The 21,749-nt window shown below is 52.9% G+C and carries 25 protein-coding genes and 1 other RNA gene; 7 read left to right on the forward strand and 19 right to left on the reverse strand.

All coding sequences use genetic code 11. The features are described 5' to 3' along the window. Positions 1–2: 2 nt before the first annotated feature. The 7 genes from CWO84_RS16160 to mmoX form a co-directional block, all read right to left on the reverse strand. On the reverse strand, positions 3–296 hold the full coding sequence (locus CWO84_RS16160; RefSeq protein WP_033157664.1) for a hypothetical protein: 294 nt from the start codon (positions 294–296) through the stop codon (positions 3–5). Positions 297–411: 115 nt separating this feature from the next. Continuing rightward, positions 412–1,449, reverse strand: coding sequence for an aromatic/alkene monooxygenase hydroxylase FAD-binding subunit MmoC (mmoC, locus tag CWO84_RS16165; protein ID WP_033157500.1), 1,038 nt, complete (start codon positions 1,447–1,449; stop codon positions 412–414). Between the two features lies 1 nt (position 1,450). Continuing rightward, complete coding sequence (gene mmoD, locus CWO84_RS16170; protein ID WP_051670140.1) at positions 1,451–1,711, reverse strand: soluble methane monooxygenase-binding protein MmoD; 261 nt, start codon at positions 1,709–1,711, stop codon at positions 1,451–1,453. Between the two features lie 155 nt (positions 1,712–1,866). After that, positions 1,867–2,364, reverse strand: coding sequence for an aromatic/alkene monooxygenase hydroxylase subunit gamma (gene mmoZ / locus CWO84_RS16175; RefSeq protein WP_033157498.1), 498 nt, complete (start codon positions 2,362–2,364; stop codon positions 1,867–1,869). Between the two features lie 9 nt (positions 2,365–2,373). Then, positions 2,374–2,799, reverse strand: coding sequence for a methane monooxygenase regulator MmoB (gene mmoB / locus CWO84_RS16180; RefSeq protein ID WP_101053821.1), 426 nt, complete (start codon positions 2,797–2,799; stop codon positions 2,374–2,376). Positions 2,800–2,808: 9 nt separating this feature from the next. After that, a complete protein-coding gene (mmoY, locus tag CWO84_RS16185) occupies positions 2,809–3,987 on the reverse strand; it encodes an aromatic/alkene monooxygenase hydroxylase subunit beta (protein ID WP_033157496.1) in 1,179 nt (392 codons plus the stop codon). 28 nt (positions 3,988–4,015) lie between these two features. Further along, on the reverse strand, positions 4,016–5,599 hold the full coding sequence (gene mmoX / locus CWO84_RS16190) for an aromatic/alkene monooxygenase hydroxylase subunit alpha (RefSeq protein ID WP_033157495.1): 1,584 nt from the start codon (positions 5,597–5,599) through the stop codon (positions 4,016–4,018). A gap of 339 nt (positions 5,600–5,938) precedes the next feature. Here mmoX and CWO84_RS16195 point away from each other — a divergent pair, with 339 nt between their 5' ends. Next, positions 5,939–6,814 (forward strand): fumarylacetoacetate hydrolase family protein, encoded by an 876-nt coding sequence (locus tag CWO84_RS16195; RefSeq protein ID WP_101053824.1) that lies wholly within the window; start codon positions 5,939–5,941, stop codon positions 6,812–6,814. Between the two features lie 73 nt (positions 6,815–6,887). After that, positions 6,888–7,334, forward strand: a complete 447-nt coding sequence (locus CWO84_RS16200) for a hypothetical protein (RefSeq protein WP_101053827.1) — start codon at positions 6,888–6,890, stop codon at positions 7,332–7,334. Between the two features lie 25 nt (positions 7,335–7,359). Here the strand turns inward: CWO84_RS16200 and CWO84_RS16205 are convergent, their stop codons facing one another. Further along, the gene (locus tag CWO84_RS16205; protein WP_101053830.1) at positions 7,360–9,246 is read right to left on the reverse strand and encodes a potassium transporter Kup; all 1,887 of its coding nucleotides are present in this window, start codon (positions 9,244–9,246) and stop codon (positions 7,360–7,362) included. A gap of 225 nt (positions 9,247–9,471) precedes the next feature. Between CWO84_RS16205 and CWO84_RS25015 the strand changes: the two genes are divergently transcribed. From CWO84_RS25015 to CWO84_RS16225, 4 genes are read left to right on the forward strand one after another with little or no spacing between them, the layout of a single operon-like run. Continuing rightward, positions 9,472–9,999: a hypothetical protein gene (locus CWO84_RS25015; RefSeq protein ID WP_240618083.1), complete on the forward strand. Its 528-nt coding sequence runs from the start codon at positions 9,472–9,474 to the stop codon at positions 9,997–9,999. Then, entirely contained in the window at positions 9,983–10,399 is a 417-nt protein-coding gene (locus CWO84_RS25020; protein WP_165786350.1) for an energy transducer TonB, read from the forward strand. The genes CWO84_RS25015 and CWO84_RS25020 overlap by 17 nt, the downstream gene beginning before the upstream one ends. Before the next feature lie 15 nt (positions 10,400–10,414). Further along, entirely contained in the window at positions 10,415–11,095 is a 681-nt protein-coding gene (locus CWO84_RS16220; protein ID WP_101053835.1) for a MotA/TolQ/ExbB proton channel family protein, read from the forward strand. Between the two features lie 4 nt (positions 11,096–11,099). Continuing rightward, positions 11,100–11,510, forward strand: coding sequence for a biopolymer transporter ExbD (locus CWO84_RS16225; RefSeq protein WP_033157489.1), 411 nt, complete (start codon positions 11,100–11,102; stop codon positions 11,508–11,510). An 83-nt stretch (positions 11,511–11,593) separates the two neighbouring features. Here the strand turns inward: CWO84_RS16225 and rimK are convergent, their stop codons facing one another. The 8 genes from rimK to CWO84_RS16265 all read right to left on the reverse strand — a co-directional run bounded on the left by rimK (position 11,594) and on the right by CWO84_RS16265 (position 17,406). Continuing rightward, positions 11,594–12,484, reverse strand: coding sequence for a 30S ribosomal protein S6--L-glutamate ligase (gene rimK, locus CWO84_RS16230; protein WP_033157488.1), 891 nt, complete (start codon positions 12,482–12,484; stop codon positions 11,594–11,596). An 18-nt stretch (positions 12,485–12,502) separates the two neighbouring features. After that, on the reverse strand, positions 12,503–13,177 hold the full coding sequence (mtnC, locus tag CWO84_RS16235) for an acireductone synthase (protein WP_101053838.1): 675 nt from the start codon (positions 13,175–13,177) through the stop codon (positions 12,503–12,505). Then, positions 13,174–13,731 (reverse strand): cupin domain-containing protein, encoded by a 558-nt coding sequence (locus CWO84_RS16240; protein WP_101053841.1) that lies wholly within the window; start codon positions 13,729–13,731, stop codon positions 13,174–13,176. The genes mtnC and CWO84_RS16240 overlap by 4 nt, the downstream gene beginning before the upstream one ends. Further along, positions 13,719–14,354, reverse strand: coding sequence for a methylthioribulose 1-phosphate dehydratase (locus CWO84_RS16245; protein ID WP_101053844.1), 636 nt, complete (start codon positions 14,352–14,354; stop codon positions 13,719–13,721). The genes CWO84_RS16240 and CWO84_RS16245 overlap by 13 nt, the downstream gene beginning before the upstream one ends. 33 nt (positions 14,355–14,387) lie before the next feature. Beyond that, positions 14,388–14,737, reverse strand: an RNA gene (gene rnpB / locus CWO84_RS16250) — RNase P RNA component class A. Between the two features lie 692 nt (positions 14,738–15,429). Continuing rightward, complete coding sequence (locus CWO84_RS24220) at positions 15,430–15,978, reverse strand: hypothetical protein (RefSeq protein ID WP_129871318.1); 549 nt, start codon at positions 15,976–15,978, stop codon at positions 15,430–15,432. Positions 15,979–16,036: 58 nt separating this feature from the next. Further along, entirely contained in the window at positions 16,037–16,483 is a 447-nt protein-coding gene (locus CWO84_RS16260; RefSeq protein WP_033158305.1) for an NfeD family protein, read from the reverse strand. A gap of 2 nt (positions 16,484–16,485) precedes the next feature. Next, entirely contained in the window at positions 16,486–17,406 is a 921-nt protein-coding gene (locus CWO84_RS16265) for an SPFH domain-containing protein (RefSeq protein ID WP_033158304.1), read from the reverse strand. Between the two features lie 101 nt (positions 17,407–17,507). On the opposite strand from CWO84_RS16265, the gene CWO84_RS16270 reads away from it, so the two are divergent. Beyond that, the gene (locus CWO84_RS16270) at positions 17,508–17,771 is read left to right on the forward strand and encodes a hypothetical protein (RefSeq protein ID WP_033158303.1); all 264 of its coding nucleotides are present in this window, start codon (positions 17,508–17,510) and stop codon (positions 17,769–17,771) included. Between the two features lie 109 nt (positions 17,772–17,880). Here the strand turns inward: CWO84_RS16270 and CWO84_RS16275 are convergent, their stop codons facing one another. Genes CWO84_RS16275 through CWO84_RS16285 form a run of 3 tightly spaced genes read right to left on the reverse strand, consistent with a single transcriptional unit; the run spans position 17,881 to position 21,685 of the window. Continuing rightward, entirely contained in the window at positions 17,881–19,830 is a 1,950-nt protein-coding gene (locus tag CWO84_RS16275; RefSeq protein WP_101053846.1) for a DUF3488 and DUF4129 domain-containing transglutaminase family protein, read from the reverse strand. A 2-nt stretch (positions 19,831–19,832) separates the two neighbouring features. Further along, a complete protein-coding gene (locus CWO84_RS16280) occupies positions 19,833–20,783 on the reverse strand; it encodes a DUF58 domain-containing protein (protein WP_101053848.1) in 951 nt (316 codons plus the stop codon). Next, positions 20,780–21,685 (reverse strand): AAA family ATPase, encoded by a 906-nt coding sequence (locus CWO84_RS16285; protein WP_101053851.1) that lies wholly within the window; start codon positions 21,683–21,685, stop codon positions 20,780–20,782. The genes CWO84_RS16280 and CWO84_RS16285 overlap by 4 nt, the downstream gene beginning before the upstream one ends. Positions 21,686–21,749: the final 64 nt, after the last annotated feature.

Genomic DNA, 21,749 nt, shown 5'->3' on the forward strand with positions numbered 1-21,749 from the left:
GGTTAGAGGTGCGAATTTAATTTCATTAAGGTTTGCCCCACCTGGGCACGGGTTTGCCGAGCACGTTGCGCATTGGCCCAAGTACGAATCAGGATTTTGTCCCAGTAATCCAGGCTGCGTTTAAAGTCCGCCTCTTCTTCGCCCGTGAATTCCTGATTCCAGAATTCCTTTAATTCCTGAACTCTGGCATCGCCCAATTTTTCAAAAATCTCCTGCTCTTCTATCACCAGTTTTCTGATCGTTTCGTCTAGTTGCACCGCCATACCAACCAGAAACTCTACATCGTCGGCTTTCATAGTCGCCTCAGCGTGGTTGCGCGATTTTTCGATAGGAAAAAAAGGCTGATTTGGATCGGCAAACAGGATGGCTGCGCAGGGAAATGGCAGCGCAGCACCCTGTTTGCCCGTGGCGTTAAGGCGAACCGCTAGGCAGGAATTTTTCAAGGTAGATACGTTCCTTAGGGATGCCCATTTCGGCGCACACCGCAAAGGTGGCGTCGACCATGCCCGGCGGCCCGCACAGATATAAATCCGGCTTGGCGCCGGTATCCTTTAGATCGCGGCGCAGGATGTCCACCACGCTGCCTTTTTCGCAATGCCAGTCGTCCGAACATTTCCAGACGCAGTTTCTCAGCTCCAGCGTCGGCATTTGTGCGGCCAGTTGATTCAGTTCATCCAGATGGAAAATTTCGGCTTCGGTGTTTACCCCAAAATAGATGATGCACTTTTGCGGTTCTTCCCATTCGTGCATCCGCCGCACCATCGATAATATCGGCGCCAGTCCGGTGCCGCCGGCCACAAAATAGCGCGGGGTAAAACCGTTTTCCTTCAAACCGAAAACGCCGGACGGGCCTTTGACGTTTAATTTCTGACCCAACTTGGCGTCGTTTTTTAAATATTCTGAAAATTTGCCGCCATCGACGATGCGAATCAAAAACTCCAGATCGCCGGTTTTATTGGACGTGTTGGCGGGGGAGTATGAACGGGTGATGGTGGTGCCGGGAATTTCCAAATCAAAAAATTGCCCGGAGTCGAACTTGATGGTTTGATCGTCGCCCGTGCGCCGCAGCAGCAGTTTCACCACGTTGATGGAAATTGGCGTCAGCTCAATCACTTCCGCTACAAACGTCAAACCTTCCGGTGAGAATGAAATCCGGTCGTAGGTATAAGGTACTTCGACTTCCAAATCGCTCACGGGGTAACAGCGGCACAACAACACTTCGCCGGCCTCTTCTTCTTCGTAGGGCAAAGCCTGCGAACTGCATTTGCCCAAAACGTAATCGCCTTCCGCGCAAAATCCTTTGCAAGTCGCGCAACCGCCTTCGCGACACGACGACATCAAATAAATATCCTGGCGCACCGCCGCAGTGATGACATCCTCGTCTTCGTAACAATCAAAGCAAACGGCTTCCCCGTCTTGCGTAATGATTTTAATTTGATGGGCGCTCATGTCATTCTCCCAGGCATTGGTTTTTGGCCGACACGCTGAAAAACGCCAATACGTGCTCAACCGCGCGCCGCGATGCGTCCAGGGTTAGCGAACACCCTTCCTGCACCAGTTTTTGGTCGCGGTAGATGGTCCAGCGCCACATGAACTCTAGATCTTCGCAGAAAGCAGCGTAGGGCGCGGTGTCGTATAGCGTGGTGAGTTTGTCGGCTTCACTGGGAAAAGCGGGCGCAACCGCCGACTTAAAATTTGAGAAAAAATCCATAATACTGATTCTATGAAATGGTTCGTTGAGATCGAAGCGCACACAAACGCCCTCTCGCTCACGGCGATGTAAGCGACGAGTAGGTTTTGTCCGCTATCGGTTTGTTGGCTATAAAGGATGCGCCACGCGCAAGTGCGGCGCATCCTGCCGAACGATTACTGCAAGGTGACCACTTTCACGCCGCGTTTCTGACGCAATGCCTCTAACGGCAAGGCGTAGTAGTCGGTGTTGCGCAGTTCCATCAACTTGGTCCCCAACTGGCGGTCGGTGTCCAGAAACACATTGACCGGCATCACAGGCGGTTTGCAGGCCAGTCTGAAGTTGATATGAATGCGCTCTGCTTCGTACATGTCCGTGCATGCCTCCATTTTGGCAATTACTTCATTTGCCACTTGCTGGGCATTGGCGCCGCAGGTGCAATTGTTGAGCAATTGGGTGTCGTTGAATTCCTTGTGCTTCAACAGCGCCAGCTTTTCTTCGATTTTCAACTCGATCCACAGGCCATCCAATTCCAGCGACCAGTCGGTTTTGAACGGACTCATGTGCTTGGCGCGGAAGTCGGTAATGAAGGCGTGCGCCTTTGCCAGCGTATCCAGTGTGGCAATTTTGGCCATCCAGGCATTACGGGTGGGGTTGTCATGAATATTTGCCATGGTGTTCTCCTACGCCGCAGCCAAGTCTTTCAGTTTGACGTCAAGACCCATCAACTCGGAAGTGATGGTGAAGGTCTCGCCCAGGGTATAAGCACGGCCGATGGTGGACGACACATCCACCAATAGGTCGTAAACACTGTAGTGCTTGCCCAGTAATTCCGAAACTTCGACGCAGTCGATCTCGATTTTGCCGGTCGCTTTCAGCCACCAGAAACCGGCGCGGTCTTCCACCACCAGCGTGGGGTTGTCCGCCTTGTGCGAACCTTGCAGAATTTCTTCCACCACGGTGTTGAGTTCATCGGATTTTTTCAGAACCAGCACCACTTCGTGGCTTTCGTGCACGACCTGGTTGTCTTCGGCAAAGTATTCATCGGCAAAGGCTTTGCCGGTTTTTTGCATAATGCCTGCGTCGTAAGCATTTGAACTTTTCGACATGAGTTTTCCTTATTTGAGTCCGCTTAACACGGTTTTGACGAGGGCATTGGTATCGACTTTAAAGTTGATCGGATCGGCAAAATCGCGTTTCCAATCGGCAAACACCCTAACCAGCGCCGCTTCGATGGCGGCTTTGTCGCTGACGCCTTTGATTTCCGGAATGGTGGCGTAAATCGCCATGAAATCCTTCAGTGCATCGACGGTTCTGGGCAGCCATTTATTGGCCCAGGCCCGCATCAACCGGTTGTTGTAATCACCAAATTCCACGTCGGCACCCAGACAGGTATGGAACATGTCGGTGGTAATGCCTTTGGTTTGCGAGAAATACAACTGCATTTGATTGATAAAGAACGGGGTCAAGTTATCGCCGTAATAAGACGACAACCGCATAAAGAACTCTCTGCGTACAAATTGCCCGAAGATGGGGTCGCAAATCATATGGCCGGAGAACAGGATTTCGTTCCAGTCATAAGTCGCTTGCCAAATATCCTGCACCAATTCTCTGGCGCCTTTGAAAATCGCGCCTTTTGTCCATTCCTGTTTAGGAATGTCGGTGGACTCGGGGAAACCCGGCACCAATTTAGACAAAAAGGTACGTTCCGCTTGAATCATTTGCGCATTGTCGACCTTGTCCAAACCGATCATCGCACTGCTCATCCGCAAGGTGTCGCCCAGGCAATCGCGCACCACCGAGGAATGCGCATTGAACAAGCCATACTCGTAAAAACCGAAGGCACCGAGATAATCGCCCAATACTTCATCGCGCCAAACCGGATCGATCGAACGCACATGGCCGTCGGCGGAATAGGCTTTCAGAAAGCGGTCGGTATAACGCCACTCTTCGGCTTTATCCTTGACATACAGCGCATGCCAACGGAAAGCCGGGTCGCGGTGCGCCAGCCAATCCGAGCTGCGCATTTCGGTGGACTCGTTACTCCAGGATGGGCGGCCACCATGGAATTTTTGAGTCCAATCGCCCCAGTCCAAACCGCCGGGAATCCAGTCCGGCGTCGGCTGGCTATAGCAACACAACACTTCATATTCATTGATCCGCTTACCGCGCGGCTTCATGAAGTAATTCATTTTGCGCTGGGTTTCCAGAGGCTTGTCCGGCACTGCGGCCATGATCACTGCGGCGATTTCCGGGTCGGTCAGGCCGCGTCTGCCGCCATTTACTTCTATAGACATAAGCTATTTCCTTAAAGAATTGAAACGATTAAAGGGCTTTCAAAGGATCGGAAAACACGCAGTTAATCCGTTTGATGTCGTCCAGTGTCCACAGCTTGCCGTCCTTTTTGGTGTGCGGCTGGCTGATCAAGGTTTTACCGTCGCTACGCACGCCAAAACCTTCGGCAATTACTTCCGACAGTTCGCGGCCTTCGTATTGTTCGAAGATGTTTTGGCACTCATAACGCTCGGGTTCGGACAACCACATTCTTTCGCCCCATTGGTCGCTGAAGGAATGTTTCTTGCCGTTGTATTCCAGCACCCGCAGCGTGCTTTCGCCTTTGCAGTAGCTAGGGCAGAACGGCACTTGCGAAACCCGGTCGATATAAATCGGATGATTGTTTTCGATGAACCATTGAATCGGCAGGAAGCCGCTGCTGGGGTCTTCGCAACCGCGCGCACGCCATTCGTCGTAGACTTTGCCGTACATGTCGTACCAGCCGGGGTAGTTGGCTTCGTACCATTCCGCTTCTTCCTGGGTTGGCAGGCTCAAACGGAAGAAACCGGTGGGCCACAAGGCATAAGCAATCAGGAACAAGTCGTGATGCGCCCAGTAAGCGTCTTTTTTGGCATCGCGCAAGCTGCGTGGCGATTCGACGCCGTATTTGCCCAAACGGCCGATCCAGATACCGCCCCAATCTTCGTACACCCAGCGGTTCCAGGTTTTCACCCATGGCTCGACTTTGAAATGACTGCCGTACTCGAACATCATGCCCAATACCGGTGTGAAGTATTTTTGTTGGGTCCAGAAGGCGTTGTTCAAATCGGTATTCAGATATTTCGAAGCGGCTTCGTCGTTGGCGATGGATACCACGGTTTGATAACCGTTAGCCATGTGGCGCAGCTCGTCGGTTTCGATGGACAAGAATACGGTCGGCGTCATTTCGTCGCCGTTGGCGGACGCCCACTCGGTTACGGCCACGATCAATGGATTGGTAAAGCAGGCTTCGCCGACCAATTGCAGGTTGATGGAGCATTCCACCGCGTCGCCGGAAATAAAGCCGTCCGAGAATACCCGTTTCATGCCTTTCCACAGCGGACCAATTGCTCGCGTGCGGCGGGCATCGTTATGACCGGCGGCGTCTTGGCCTTGTTTGGCAAAGTAATAGTTGATGTAAGCACATTGGTTGGTGTGGCGAATTTCGTCCAGCACTTGGCCCAAGTAACCGTTTTTTTGTTCGGGCGCGGTGGCCGAATCCCACAGCATGCCGGTAGCGGCAATGGCGTTGTATTCGCCCACTTCCAGGAAGTTGGAGATGATCTTCATCGACTCGTTCCATTTCGGATGCACGCGGTTCGCCGCGTCCACCCGCGTCAACACGTCTTGCAAGCTGCCGAATTGACGCTCGTCCTTCACCGATTCCATGCGGGCATATTCTTTCGCGATCAGCTTGAATTGCTCCTTGGTATCGTTGGCCATTTTGTATTTGGTCGAATACTTGGTGCGATTTTTATCAAAATCCCAGGTAAAGCTCTGCATCCAGCGGTGAACTTCCTGTGCACCCACACTGACGGGCGCCGGATTGGCGGCCAACGCATCGGTTGCGGCTTTTGTGGCGGTACTTATAGCCATATTGAATCCTCGTTGTGGTGTTATAAGAATGGCGAGGCTGTCGTCATTCAGCTAAGCGGTGACTTTCCGTTGCCTTAAAGCGCTGATTGGCCTGGACTGACGCCAGCCTCGGTGGTCAGATTGCAACACGTGTGCCAGTATTGCGTTATTTGATTAAGCCTTTTATTAACAATGTCTTAGATGGCATTGTCTATGGCTTTGAGCCGATGCATTTTAAAGAATGAGCGTCTAATAACTGGACAGTGCTTAGAAATAAGACGTCCAGTTCGCGGGTTTTGCTGGGCGACACCGGCACTGCGATACAATGCGGATTTTGTTTGGATGAAGAGTTGATTCGGTATGAAACTACTGAGCTATAAATACAATGGTCAAGTACATATAGGCGCACTGGTTGGCGCGCAAATCGTCCCGGCCGGCGCGGATTTGCCCGGCAATATGCTCGATTTTCTGGCGGCTGGAGAGTCGGCAAAACTAGCGCTGCAAAAGCAGATTGCTGCCGACGGCGAACGCATCGCTCTCAGCGACGTGCAGTTGTTGGCGCCGATTCCGCGTCCCGGCAAGCTGTTGGGCGTTGGTTTGAATTACGCCGATCACATAGGTGAAACCGGAATGGAAAAACCGGAATATCCAACCTTTTTTACCAAGCAAAGTACCTGCGTCATTGCCGATGGCGAGGCGATTCATCTGCCGCCGGTGTCGGACAAGGTTGATTACGAAGGTGAGTTGGCGTTTGTGATTGGCAAGCGCTGCAAACACGTAACGGTAGAACAGGCACATGAAGTTATCGCCGGCTACACCATTTGCAACGATGTGACGGTGCGCGATTGGCAGCAACGCACGCCAACCTGGACCTTGGGCAAATCCTTCGATACTCATGGTCCACTGGGGCCATGGCTGGTGACGGCCGACGAAATCGCCGATCCGCATAATCTCAGTTTAAAAACCTGGGTGGGCGACGAGTTGCGGCAAAACGGTAATACCGGCGACATGATTTTTAATTGTTACGAGTTGATTGCTTATCTGACACAAGTGATGACGTTGGAGCCGGGCGATGTGATCAGTACCGGTACACCGGCTGGGGTGGGAGTAAAAATGAAGCCGCGCGGGTATCTGAAACCGGGACAAACTGTGCGTATCGAGATAGAAGGCATCGGCGCGCTAAGCAATCCGGTGATTGCCGAGCCGGAACATTTTTTGGTCGGCGCCTCAGGTTAAGCATTGATTAAGTCTGCCTCGGATATGCTAAGCCTAACTTTACATTAGAGGGCCAACCAGCCAAGAGGCAGTCATGAAAACCATACAAGTCAGCATTCTTACCATCGCCGTATTAACCCTATCGGGTTGCGCGACCGGCTATTATCAGCGTGACTATGGTTATGGCAGTGCTTACTCGTCGCCCGGCTATTACCAAAGCTACGGGCGTAGTTATGCCAGCCCGAGCACCAGTATTACTTACGGCCGCTATTATGTGCAGCCGAGTTATCGTCCGGAGCATCATCACGATGATCATCATGACTGGCATCAACCAATGCCGCATTTCGATCATCGTGTTGGCGGTTGGCAGGGGCGGGACTTGGGGCGTCGGGACTTTGATCGTGAACGGCATGCCGAACAAAGATCCCTCCAACAACAATCGATGCCGGAGCGACAGGAACGCGGTTTCGGGCGCAGGGACAGTGACGGCGACCATCAGCGCGGCGGCTGGGGCGGCCGTTTCGGCAGACGCGGCGACTAAGCGCGCCGAGGCGCACAGTGGATTTCTACAATTCGATGCGGATTCCCAGCTCGATCACACGTTCGACGGGGATTTTGAAATACTCTATCGCACTACTGGAATTATGCGTTAAGAAACTGAACAAGGAGCGCCGCCATTTCGGCATCGGGCTTTTGCGGCGGAACGACAGTTTCTCGCTACCGATAAAAAACGATACGGTTTTTTGATCGATATCCAAACCTTCATGACAGCAAAGTTGCAGGGCGCGGCGTACGTCCTGTTCTTCTTGAAAGCCGAAATACAATTTCACCCGGTAAAAGCCGCCGCTATCCCCGAACATGCGGATTTTTACCCTATGCGCTTCATCCACGTAAGGTTCCTCGCGGGTCACGATGGTCAGCACGATGAGTTTTTCGTGCATCACATGGTTGTGCTCCAGGTTGTGCAGCAAGACCTGCGGCACACCGTGTACGCTGCGGGCCATATAGATTGCCGTGCCGGGTACCGTAACCAGGGGCCGGTCTTTCAAACGTTCGTCCAAGTCCTCGAACAATACCCGTTTTTCGTCCAGGTACCTGGCTAACAATTCCTTACCTTTGATCCAGGTGGTCATAATCAAGAAAAATACCGTACCCACCACCAGCGGCAACCAACCGCCGTGTGGGATTTTCAGGCTGTTGGAAGACAGAAACAGCAGGTCGATAATCAAAAAGGTCGATAGAAAAGCAATGCTGGTGGCTCTGTTCCATTGCCATAGGGCCTGGATCACGATAAAGGCCAGGATGGTATCGACAATCATCGTGCCGGTTACGGCAATGCCGTATGCCGATGCCAATGCGGACGACGATCTGAAACTCAAAACTAAAATAAACACCGAGACCATTAGCAGCCAGTTGACGGCAGGCAAATAGACTTGGCCCATTTCGTCGCCGGAGGTGTGGCGAACATTCATCCTTGGACAGTAACCGAGTTGTATGGCTTGCCGGGTTACAGAAAACGCCCCGGAAATGACGGCTTGCGAGGCAATCACGGTGGACAGTGTCGCCAGGATCAGCAGCGGATACAGGGCCCAATGCGGTGCCATTAGATAAAACGGATTTTCAACGGCCTTGGGATTGCCGATCAACAATGCGCCTTGGCCAAAGTAATTAAGCAGCAAGGCCGGAAATACGAAATAGAACCAGGCGCGCCGAATTGGTTTTAAGCCGAAATGTCCCATATCGGCATATAGGGCTTCGGCGCCGGTTATCGCCAACACCACCGCGCCCATGATTAAAAAGCCTTTCCAGCCCAATTCAATTAATAAACTGACCGCGTAATAGGGGTTGACCGCCATCAATACATCCGGATGCTGGACAATACTGATGCCCCCCAAAAGACCCAGCGTGGCAAACCAGAAACACATGATGGGCGCAAACATTCTGCCGACTTTGCCGGTGCCTTTGGTCTGGATAAAAAACAGCACGCTGAGCACGATGATGGTGATTGGCAAAACGTAATGTTCCAGACGCGGCGCCACGATTTGCAAACCTTCCACGGCGCTGAGTACCGAAATGGCCGGGGTAATCATGCTGTCGCCATAAAACAACGATGCACCAAGCAGGCCGATGGTGACGATGAACGCTTTGCGTTCCGGATTATCTTTGGACCCCTGCAAGGCCAGCGCCATCAAGGCCATGATGCCGCCTTCGCCCTTGTTGTCGGCGCGCATGATAAAAATTGCGTATTTGGTGGTGACCACCAAGGTGATAGCCCAAAAAATCAAGGACAGCACCCCGAGCACATGGGTGGCATCGGTCGGCAAGCCGCCGTGAAAAACCTCTTTTACCGCATACAAAGGACTGGTGCCGATGTCCCCAAACACCACGCCTATCGCGCTTAAAGCCAGTGTGTTGACTTGACCCTGGGGATGATCGGATTGTTTTACGGACATATGGAATCAATCGGAAATACAAGACGGGAGTGGAAATTATGCCACAGATTGTAATTTAGCCCGAAACCGTCATCAGCCAGTGGGGATTTTGACGGCTGAAACGTCTTAGTAAGGAATGGTTAGATAGTGTTGTTTCCTGTAAGGATGGCTGTCGCGCTAAGACGTATTAATTTACAATGCCCGGCTAAATTCGAATCGCGCTTAATTTTGTATTCAACAGTTTATATGTATTTATTTAAAAACCACGAGGATGCTTTGCAAAATAAAGAGTTAGCGTCGTTCGGCGGTTATCTGCCGGCAGTGGCAAGCGGTTCCGACTCATTTTGGCGGAGGCTATTGGGAGAGGAACGGCCCGCCAGCATGCTGAGGCTGTTAACGCTATTAGTCGCGTTGCTGCATGTTTGGGGTTTGCAGCAATTATTGAAACCCGAGGAAAAAGTCACGCCGGCGCAACCTTTGATGATGGAAGTATCGATGATTGCGATGTCTGCGCCTAAGCCCGCCGCCGCCCCACCACCTCCCGCCCCACCGCCGCCCAAAAAAGAGCCGCCGCCGAAAAAGCCGCAGCCCAAGCCGGTTCCCAAAAAAGCGCCGCCTATCGTGCAAAAGGCGCCTGAGTATGCGCCGGTTGAGCCGGTTTCCGAGCCGCCGCCGACCCGCCCCACCGCCGCCCAAAAAAGAGCCGCCGCCGAAAAAGCCGCAGCCCAAGCCGGTTCCCAAAAAAGCGCCGCCTATCGTGCAAAAGGCGCCTGAGTATGCGCCGGTTGAGCCGGTTTCCGAGCCGCCGCCGACACCGGTAAGCAATACAGCGAGCAGTGCGCCGGTAACGACTACGACGACCAACACGACCGCAACCAACGCCGAGCAGTTTACCGAAGCCAATTTTCGGGCAAACTACGCCCACAACCCCAAGCCGGAATATCCGATGATTGCGAAAAGCCGCGGATGGCAGGGCAAGGTGATGTTACGGGTGCAAGTCTCGCCGGAGGGTTTAAGCGATTCGGTGGCGGTCGAGCACAGCAGCGGCCACGAGATGCTAGACGAATCGGCGGTGGAAGCCGTGAAAAAATGGAAATTCATTCCGGCCAAACGCGGCGAGACGCCGGTGGCCAGTTCGGTGATTGTGCCAATAATTTTTACTTTGCGTGAATAAAAATCGGAGAGATTAATGCCCTACCATATAGCCCCGGAAGCGGTTATCGACGCTACCCTTTACACATTGCTAGTGTTTTCGTTGATAACGTGGACGTTGATTTTTTTCAAAATCTGGCAGTTTGCCAAGAACAATTACTATAACAAACAGTACAACAATGCTTTTTGGGACGCTACGGATTTAAAGGCCGCAGAGCAACTGCCTCCAGAAACTGCACGCGGCCCCAAAGCCCGGGTTGCAGCCTGCGGCTTTGCCTGGTTGGCGGAAATGACTCATCCGGAAACCTGCACCAGCCTTAAGTTTCGTGGCTCTCCACAAGACTTGCTGGAACAAACCTTACGTAAACAGACTCAGGACGAACAACGCCGAATGGAAAGTGGCTTGACCATGCTGGCCAGTATCGGTAGCACCGCGCCGTTCGTCGGCCTGTTCGGTACCGTGCTTGGCATCATGCACGCCATGCACGACATCAGCGCCAGCGGTTCGGCCAGTTTGGACGTAGTGGCCGGGCCAATCGGCGATGCATTAATTGCTACGGCTATCGGTATCGCCGTAGCCGTACCAGCAGTGTTGGCCTATAATTTCTTCCAGCGTCGCGCCAAGCACCATCGGGCTTCGCTGGAAAATTTCGTCGAGGGTTTTCTGCATATCGCCTTCGGCGACTCAAACATCAATACCAGTAAAAACAAGGATTAATTACATGGGATTTAAAACAAACTCAGACGACGATGGGCCGGTTAGCGAGATTAATGTTACGCCGCTGGTAGATGTGATGTTGGTGTTGGTGATTATCTTGTTGGTCACCGCACCGTTGTTGACCCAATCGGTCAACGTGGCTTTGCCGAAAACGGCCTCCACGACGCCGGATTTGGAAAAGCAGCCTATGCAACTGGGTATCGACGCGCAAGGTGCCGTAACCCTGAATAAAAACGCCGTGGCCGATTTAGCGGCGTTGGATACCACGCTGAGGAACGAATTGGCCGGCAACCCCGAGCTAATCATTCACATTTATGCCGATCAAGGCGTTAATTACGGCAAAGTGGCGGAAGTGATGGCGACAGTACAGCATGCCGGGATTTCCAAGTTGGCATTCGTGACATTGGAAAAATAATCCATATCGGCTGGGTTTCTCGCCCAACCCGCGATCCCCCTCCAACGCTTTAACGATTCTGTTGACTAAATCCGGGTTACCGATTACCCGGATTTATTTTTCCCGACATGCTTTTCAATATATTCAATCATCAAGCCGGCAATATCCTTGTCGCTGGTTTTTTCTATGCCTTCCAAACCAGGGGAGGAATTGACTTCCATCACCAGCGGTCCGCGTTTGGAACGCAGCAAATCCACGCCGCAGACGTTGAGCCCCATGATTTTCGCGGCGCGCACTGCCGCCGAGCGCTCCTGCGGGGTCAATCGGACCAGCGTGGCCGTGCCGCCACGATGCAGATTGGAACGAAATTCACCTTCACGGCCCTGGCGTTTCATTGCCGCGACCACTTTGTCGCCGATAACAAAGCAGCGAATATCACTACCCGCCGCTTCCTGAATGAACTCCTGCACCATGATGTTGGCGTTTAGACCCATGAACGCCTGAATCACACTATGCGCGGCGTTATGAGTTTCCGCCAGCACGACGCCTATGCCTTGCGAACCTTCCACCAGTTTGATCACCAGCGGCGCGCCGCCGACTTCGGCGATTAGGTCTTCGATATTGTCCGGATTATGGGCAAACGCGGTAATGGGCAAATCGATACCCTTGCGAGCCAGCAACTGGCTGGACGCCAGTTTGTCGCGGGAGCGGCTGATCGATGCGGAATTGTTGAGAACGAAGGTGTTCATCACCTCGAATTGCCTAAGCACCGCCGTGCCGTAAAAGGTGATAGACGCACCGATGCGGGGAATGACCGCGTCGTAACCCACCAGATTTTCACCCATGTAATGAATGGACGGCTTCATGGAGGTGATGTTCATGTAACAGTGGGTCGGGTCCAGCACCCTGGCCTCATGGCCGCGAGCGGCGGCGGCCTCCAGCAGCCGGACGCTGGAATACAGCGTCGCGTCACGCGACAGGATTGCTATTTTCATAGGTAAACAGTGCCAGGTTTACAGATGAATGCCATCAAAATCGCTGACTTGCACATGTTCGGCGCTGGTGTCGGGAACCTGGTCGCGCACCAGCCAGCAAGTGGCGAAGCCGGCCTGGCGGGCGGCGTCTAATTCGTCTTTTATATCCGACAAGAACAGGATTTGTTCGGCCGGCAAGCCAAGCTCGGCGGCAATTCGCTCATACGATGTTGCCTCTTTCTTGCCGCCGATGTGTGTATCGAAGTAACCGGAAAATATGGGGGTAAGATCGCCGAAGTCGCTGTACCCGAACAGCAGTTTTTGCGCCTGCACCGAGCCGGAGGAATAGACATACAGCTTATAGCCCAGGCCAAACCAGTTTCTCAAGTTGCGCACAGCGTCTTCATAGACATGGCCGGTGAAATCGCCGTTGCGATAGCCTTCCAGCCAGATCAAGCCCTGCAAGGATTTTAACGGCGTAATTTTTTGGTCGGTATCTATCCAGTGGATGAACTGTGCAATCAGTGCATCGTCATCGAGTTCTACGTCGGCTAACTGCTTGGCATCGGCCAATAATAGCTTGATCTCGGCTTGCTCTCGATGGCGTCTCACAAAATCCGGCAAGCGGGCGCGGGCGTACGGAAACAACACATCTTTGACGAACGACAATGACGACGTGGTTCCCTCAATGTCGGTAACGATAGCCTTGATCATAAGCCGGCGACGTATTGGTCCAGCGTCGGAAAACTTTCTGCAATCGGATTGCCGGTAAACTCCGCTACCCAACCGTCTTCGGTGGTGAACAAGCGTATGCATTTAAACGCCGGATTTTCCCCCATATCGAACCAATGTGTAGTATTGGCGGGTACGCTGATCAAATCGCCCTGCTCACAAAGCACCGCGTACACTTGATCGCCGACGTGTAGATAAAACAGCCCTTTGCCTTCCACGAAGAAACGCACTTCAAAATCGCTGTGGGTATGCTCGGCCAAAAACTTCTGCCGCAAAGCCTCTTTATTGGGATGGTCGGCGTTCAGGCTGATGACGTCCACCGACTGAAAACCGTATTGCTGTTTGAGTTTGTCTATCGAGCTTTGATAGGCCTTTAGTACCGCATCGGCATCATCCGTCTGCGAAAATTCGCAATCGGCCTGCCAGCGCTCGAACTGTACGCCTATGCCTTGCAGCTGCTCGGCGATGGCTGCAAAGTCGAGAAAGGTATGGCCTTGTTGCGGTTTATCGGCAGGGTAAAGGGTTAATGCGCGCATAATCGTGTTACTCCATGTAGGCGAATTTCAACGTCGAATAAAAATTCCAATGCTTCCAGGTGGCGCAAGGCATCATCTACCGATGCGCCCCAAGTATAAAAACCGTGGCCGGCAATAATATAGCCGTAAACGTCATGCGTGTGATGGTCCAGGTAATTGTCCACCTTGTCGGCCAACCGGGGAATGTCCTGATCGTTAGCAAAAATCGGGATGGAAATGCGGGTCTCATGGGTATTGATGCCGGCAAACGCCTTGAGCAGTTCGTAATCTTTCAGCACGATCTCATGCTTGAACAAGCGCGCCGTCAAAGTGGCGTTGATCGAATGGGGATGCAGCACCGCCTGAACCTCCGGAAAACGTTGGTACAGCGAGGTGTGCAATAGCGTTTCCGCCGAAGGTTTCTTGCCGTCCAGGGAATGACCTTTGCTGTCGATCAACATGATGTCATCGGTTTGCAAGCGGCCTTTATGGCGGCCGGATACGGTAATCGCGATATTGCCGTCGCTGAGTTTAGCGGAGAAATTACCGCTGGTGGCGGGCACCCAACCCTTGCTGTCGATGAAGCGGCCGGCGGCAATCAACTGATCGGCCTTGCGGAAAAATTCGTCGGTTTTTGCTGTCATGGAGTATTTTGCGGATTGCAAAAGAAAAAGAAGAGAAAGAGTTGGCCTGTAAGCCGGGTTCTGTCTTGAACAGCCATTCATCTAGGCGTCAGATCACTCTGACGCTCAAGCAATCTACCCAGGAGCAGCGCGGGCCACGCCAATGCTCCTCTATTTGATCTTGCTCCGGGTGGGGTTTACCCTGCCACACCTGTTACCAGTTGCGCGGTGCGCTCTTACCGCACCATTTCACCCTTACCGGGTTCCGAAAAACCAGGCGGTATATTTTCTGCGGCACTTTCCGTAGGCTCACGCCTCCCAGGCATTACCTGGCACCCTGCCCTATGGAGCCCGGACTTTCCTCCCTTTTATTTGCATAAAACGGCGACTGTTCGGCCAACTCTGCTGGGGATTATACAGGCAAAGCCGGGAAATAGGAGTAATTGCGCACTTTAGCTACTCAGAGAGGAATCAGACGGGATGTGATGGAGAGGTAGTCGCAAAATTCAAGTATTGGAGATCGAGAAAGTTTGCTTGATGTGTGATCTCATCTTACCCGAATGTGGGAATGCTCTAAAGGCTGGTGCTTCCGGCCAATTTGAATGTATAAGCCAATGACTACAACTTGGCTCAAATCCAACTAATAATGGTTTGGCTGGATCCATAGCCTAAATGCGTATCAAGCTTCAAATTACTGGACGGGGTTTTCTCCCGTATGCCGCGCTGAGTACCGGAGCTTTCGGCGGGATTAGCCCGTAGGGGCGACGCATGGATGCGGCGCGTTGACGAAGGGGCAGGAAGCCCCTTTCGTCAACCCCCGGCGAAAGCGAGGAACGCAGGGTGCAAGCGGCATCCGGGCCGCCTTTTCTTAGGATACTTTCTTTTGGCGGAGCACAAATTCGCCTGGAGCGAATTTGAACAGCCGGTAGGCTGGCCCGGAGGGCGAAAACCATGGACGGTTTTCGTAGCGAAAGTATCGCGGTTGTCGGTCCGCGAACCGACATTAAAACCAGCCGTCGAGCCAGCGACACATTATTTTGAAATACTTCAAATCCGCGTGGGCACGAAAACCGTGCCCACCCTACGAACTACGAAACTAGCCGGATGGCTCCGCATTTTTACCACCAAAAACGAACCGATTTCGATAGTCAAGTAGCCTTTGCCCGCGGTCTCGACACACATTAAGCATTTCATCATCTTCGATAGTAAAGACAATGGAAAAGGTTGATAGCTCTTTATACAACGGCTTGGTGTAAGGCAGCGATTGACCAAATTCGCCATCGATCTGAAAATGCACCGATGTCCTTGATAGATTCAAAACCATATCTATAGAGCAAATAAGAAAGGTCGAATGTCCTGAGTCGGTATCGGCTGCTGCGGCATAGCCTCGAAGACAATCCATTGACCCCAAGCGATCACCTTTGCAACTCAGACGAAATATTGGTTGTCTCCGGACTTCGTAGAGCCATCGCTCCAGAACATTAACATTGAATATCGAGAAATCAAATATGCCACCGTATGAGCTGGTATCTCCTGCGGGCCTAGAGATCGCAAAACTTGTCGGAGACAAGTGAACACTTGGGCTCTCGTAGGATAATTCGGGATGTTGATCGATAGTGACTTGACCAGTGACATCAGTTGACACTATTTCTTCCTCCTAAAATTGATTGCGGAATAAGCGGTAATTGGTCAGAGCAAGAAATTCACTCACAAACCTCCACCTCAAACACCGCCCCCTTCACCGCCACCACTTTCACCTTAGCCCCCAGCGGACTATCCTCCCCATGCACCTTCCAAACCGTGTCGTCGGCCTTAATCTTACCCTGACCATTCTCGATAGGCGCAATCAGAAAAAAAGTCCTACCAATATATTGAGCGCCACGCTGATTCAATAAAGGATGATCGGTGGCATCCACTGCGCGGGTGCGGGCGTATTTGCGCCAGCCCAATACCGACAACACCGCCAGTAAGGAAAACATCAATAACTGCACGTTGAACGGCGTGGCCGGCACTAACAGCACTACCGCGCCGACGATGAACGCCGACACCGCCAACCACAGAAAAAAGAAGCCGGTGACGACGATTTCCAAGGCCAAAAAGCCGACCGCCAGCACCCACCAGTACCAAAATACGATGTCTTGCTCCCCCATAATCAGGCCTTTTTGTTTAAGGCTTCTTTAGCCAGTTCGCCGATGCCGCCCAGCGCGCCGATGACGCTGGAGGCTTCCAGCGGCATGAAGATCAGTTTGCTGTTGTTGGCGGAGGCGACGTCTTTTAAAGACTCGATATATTTTTGCGCGACGAAGTAATTGATGGCCTGCACATCGCCTTTGGAGATGGCTTCCGACACCATCATCGTGGCGCGGGCTTCCGCTTCTGCCAGACGTTCGCGGGCTTCGGCGTCGCGGAATGCGGCTTCTTTGCGGCCTTCCGCATCCAAAATCGCACCTTGTTTCAAACCTTCGGCTTTCAGAATTTCCGCTTGCCGCAAGCCTTCGGCTTCCAGAATCTGTGCGCGTTTTTCCCGCTCAGCTTTCATTTGCCGGGCCATGGAATCGACCAAGTCCTTGGGCGGGGCGATGTCTTTGATTTCGATACGGGTGACTTTAATACCCCACGGCGAGGTGGCCTCGTCGACCACGTTCAGCAGCCGGGCATTGATTTCATCACGACGTGACAAGAGTTCGTCCAGGTCCATGGAACCCATCACGGTACGAATATTGGTCATCACCAAGTTGATGATTGCCACGTCCAGGAAATTGACTTCATACGCCGCTTTGGCGGCATCCATGATCTGGTAAAAAATCACCCCATCCACCCGCACCATGGCGTTGTCTTTGGTAATGACCTCTTGCGACGGCACGTCCAGCACCTGTTCCATCATATTCAGCTTGCGGCCGATGCGGTCGATGATAGGCATGATGATATTCAAGCCAGGCGTCAAAGTCGCGGTATATTTACCGAAGCGTTCGACGGTGTATTCCATGCCTTGCGGAACAGATTTGACGCTCATGAACACCATCAAAACCGCAAATACCAACAACATTATTGCGAATAAACCAAAGCCGCCCATAGCGCCTCCTAAATTATGAAAATGAATTGTGTATTGCCAACGGTCACGCGGCTAATAATAATGTATGTCTCTTTAACTTGCTGGAAACAGGGTTCCGATTCATGAATACTTTGATCTACTACAGTTTTAACGTGATGATTTTGGCGGCGATTATATTGGTCGTCGGCCTGATCAAACCCAAGTGGATACTGCTGTGGATGGACAAACCCGGTCGCCTGCCTATCATCGCGATTGCCGGCGCCATATTCATGGCCGGCGCGGTGATGTTCGGCGAAGGCAACAAACAAAAACAACAGGAACAAGCTGCGGCCGCGGCCAAGAATCCAGCCCTAAAAGGGGCTGAAGAAGTGCCGGATTTACATTAATCCGTCGCATAAATTCGCGCTGCAAATTTCGTTTTTTGCTTCCCTCACGCCAGCGCTCCCTGATGGCTATCAAGCATATATGCCGAAATTTGCGGTGGGAAAGGTATATTTAAACCCTAAAGCGCGCGACTAGTCCTTTTAGAACCTGCAAATCGCCGGCTTCGCTGTCGGCTTGGTAGCTTAAGCGAATATAAAGCGCGGTGATCCGCTCAATCGTTTCGGCCAAATCCGGGCGCAGTTTTTTGGCGCGCTCGGCGACGGTTTGGGGGCCGTCGCCAATGTCAACGCTTAATCCGGCTTTAGCCAACTTGGTACAAAATTGCCGGTACAAGCGCAACGCCGGATCTTGGCGGCGCCGGTTAGGCCGCAACAAGCGCCAAGCCACGACACCACCTATACCGGCAACGCTAATCACCAGCCAATAGCCAAGCTTCACAAAGCTGTCTATTCCTAAGCTCTGTAAAAACGCTTTCTGATTAACCGTGTCATAGTTGATAACCCAGCGTTGCCAGTTGTAATCGACGCTTTGCCACAATTGCCGGCCGCGTTGCAGCCAGGACAAGGTCTTGGCATCGAGTTGCACCGGGCTGAAATTCACCGCACCGCTAGCAATCTGTAAATCCACATTCACGCCGCGCTCGATGCGTTCCGGAGCGATGGCGGCAGTCGGGTCAAATCTGACCCAGCCGCGTCCTTCCAACCAAGCTTCCGCCCAAGCATGAGCATCGGCTTGCCTGATCTCCAGAAAGCCGCCGACTTGGTTAATCTGCCCACCTTGATAACCGCCCACCACCCGGGCCGGAATCTCCGCCACGCGCAGCAAATAGACGAAGGCCGTGGCGTAATGGCTACAAAACCCGGCACGGCGCTCAAACAAAAACGTCTCGATGGGTTTATCCGGCATCGCTTCCGGGCTTAAGGTGTAATGAAAATTTTCCTGCCGGAAATATTGCAACAAATTGGCGATAAACAACTCGGGGCTTGCTGGCCGGCCTTGTAACTGCTTAACCAATTCGACGATTTTTTCCGACGCTTTGCCGGGTAGTTGCAAGCTTTCCCGACGCTCGGATTTACTGATGCCGCCGGTGTTATAGGCTGGCGACGAGCTCAGCCGATACTCGGCGCGGTCGCCGGGATTTTTACTGGTAATTAGCTGATACAAGCCGTTGCGCCGCAAGCCGTCAAACTGGCTGGGCATTTCCAGCGCGAATACCCAATTCTGTTTCTGTGGCTCCATCATCAGCGTGTAATCGTAAGTCGTGCCTGTAAAAACTGGTTGATCCGGATTGTTCTCCCGCCCTAACACCGGCGGCGCTCGCCAACTTATGCCATCGGTATTGGCATACACCGGCCCGCGCCAATAGCGCTGCGCCGGCGGCGGCATTTCTCCGTCAAATTTAACCCTGAACACCAGTTCCGGCGACAGGCTTAGTTCAGCGATGGAGCCAGGCTCCAATGTATTGCTTAAACCGCTTTTGGCATGCGTATCATCGTCCAACCAACTCCAGTGTGGCGCTTCCAGTCGCGGGAACAACACAAACAACACCAGAGCCAGCGGCAGGCTTTGCAGAATAATCGCTGCCGAGGTTTTTAAGGCCGCCAGAGTTTGCGGCGTGTGGCTGTTTTGCGTAATCAAGGTAGCCAGCAAAACCCCGCATACCAGCAGGATATAAAGCGCCATCAAGATACTTTCTTCGTACAAAAACTGCGTGACCGCCACGATGAAAGCCAGATAAACGATTACATACACATCGCGCCGGCCGTGAATTTCCAACAACTTCAAACCCAAGGCCACCACGAACAGACTGGTGCCGGCATCGCGGCCGAATACCGAGTGCTGCTGACTGTATAACAAGCCTATTCCCAGCAGCATCAATAAAAACACGCCAAACCGGCTTGGCAAATAGCGGGGCTGCCAAACACTCAGCAAGCGCCAGAGCAGCAGCAGAGTGAAAAAACTAAACAATATCGGCGGAATATGCCAGGCATGCGGCAAGGTAATCAGGCCTATCGAACCCAACATAAACAACATCAGCCGCGTGGACGGCAGAAACGGCATGCTCAAAACAGCGCCAAGGCTTGCAGGCAGTGACGGTAATGCGCGGCGCCGTTGTCCGGTGGCAGACGCAAGCCAGGCAGCACCAAGCCGTAGCGTAAACCGGCTTGTTCGGCGTCCACTAGCCAACGGCATAACTGGCTGAGGCGTTCTTCGGTGTGATGCCCCGGTGCCTGTTGATAATCCAGCCACAATTCGTTGGCACTGGTGCCGCGGTAATATTTACTATGCACGCCCTGGCCTTTGGCAAAGGCTTTCCAATGGATTTGCCGAATCGCGTCACCACGCTGATACACTCTTACGCCATCAAATTCATCGCCGCTGCGGCGGTTTTGGCCGGGCTTATCCTGACCGCCGTCGCTGTCCGGAAACGGCAGTAGTTTACTGGCCGGCTTGGGATACACCAGCAGCGGGCTATCGAAACGTAGTGGCGCCCAAGCCCGAAATAAACCCAAGGGGTAGGTGCTGGAAAGGGTCAGTGTACCCGGCAACTGCCAGCCACGTTGCCGGGTGGGTTGATATAGCGTCACCGTTTGGGTTTGCTCGGCGGCCAAGCTTATGGATAACTCAGATTGCAAAGCCAAATCCAAAGCAAAGCGCGGCTGCGAGCCCGGATTGCTGATCTGGAAATTAAACGGCCCGGCCTGGCCGGCAAACACCGCGTGCTGCCGGGCCGGCTGAATCGTTAATCCAGCCAAGGCCTTGAAGCTGTGCAGGATGGTCACGAAAAAGATGCTGGCCAGTAAAAATCCCAGCAAATACGCCAAGTTATTGTTGTAGACAAAACCTATCAGTACCAATAACAGAATCAACAGCACAAAAGCCAAGCCGCGTTGCGTGGGAAGAATAAATACCCGCCGCTGCGTCAACACAATCGGTCCTGCGGTCGGCGCCTCACCGGTAAAAAAGCGCGACAGTTTAAAGCGCTGTTTTATGGATAAGGCCGCTTCGTTCAAAGTACCGGTACGTGCTTGAGAATGGGCGCGACGATGGCCGCCGAATCATTGGCGCCCACGTTTAAACGATGTCCGGCCACTGCCGGCAAAACCGCTTGCAGATCTTCAGGCAACACGGCCTTGCGCTTGTCGATAAGCGCCCATGCCTTGGCGGCGGCCAACAAACCCAAGCCCGCACGCGGCGACAGGCCGCTGGCAAAGTCGTTGGATTGGCGGCTGAACGCCAGAATGGCTTGCAGATAATCCAGTAAGGCCGGCGATACGTGTACCTGATCCGCCGCCTGTTGCAAATCAGCCAATTGCGCGGGTAGTAAGGCCACCGGCAACTCGTCGATCAACACATGCCGGGGTTGACCGCTTAGTAATTCCCGTTCGGCTTGCCGGCTGGGGTAACCCAACTCGATACGCATCAAAAACCGGTCGACTTGCGACTCCGGTAACGGGAAGGTGCCAATCTGATGCGCCGGATTTTGCGTAGCGATGACAAAAAACGGTTGCGGCAAGGGGTAAGTCCGGCCTTCGACGGTTACTTGCCGTTCTTCCATCGCTTCCAACAAGGCACTTTGTGCCTTGGGCGTGGCCCGGTTGATTTCGTCGGCCAGGATCATTTGTTTGAAAATCGGCCCCGGATGAAAGCTGAAGAGCTGTTGATGGGCATCGAATACCGACGAACCGACGATGTCCGCCGGTAAAATATCGCTGGTGAATTGAATCCGCTGATATTCCAGACCAAACAAGCGCGCCAGAGTGTGGGAGAGGGTGGTTTTGCCGACACCGGGAATGTCCTCAATCAGCAAATGCCCTCTGGCCAACAGGCAGCACACCGCCAGACGAATTTGGGGTTGTTTACCGAGAATGACTTGATTGGCGGCGGCGAGTAAGCGGTCGAGAGCAAGGTCCATTGTGCAAAAAGCTAGAAATGTCGATGACTCGAGTATAGATCAGCTTGGTTGCACCTGCTATCGG

This window comes from Methylomonas sp. Kb3 (assembly GCF_002834115.1).
GTDB classification, from domain to species: Bacteria; Pseudomonadota; Gammaproteobacteria; order Methylococcales; family Methylomonadaceae; genus Methylomonas; species Methylomonas defluvii.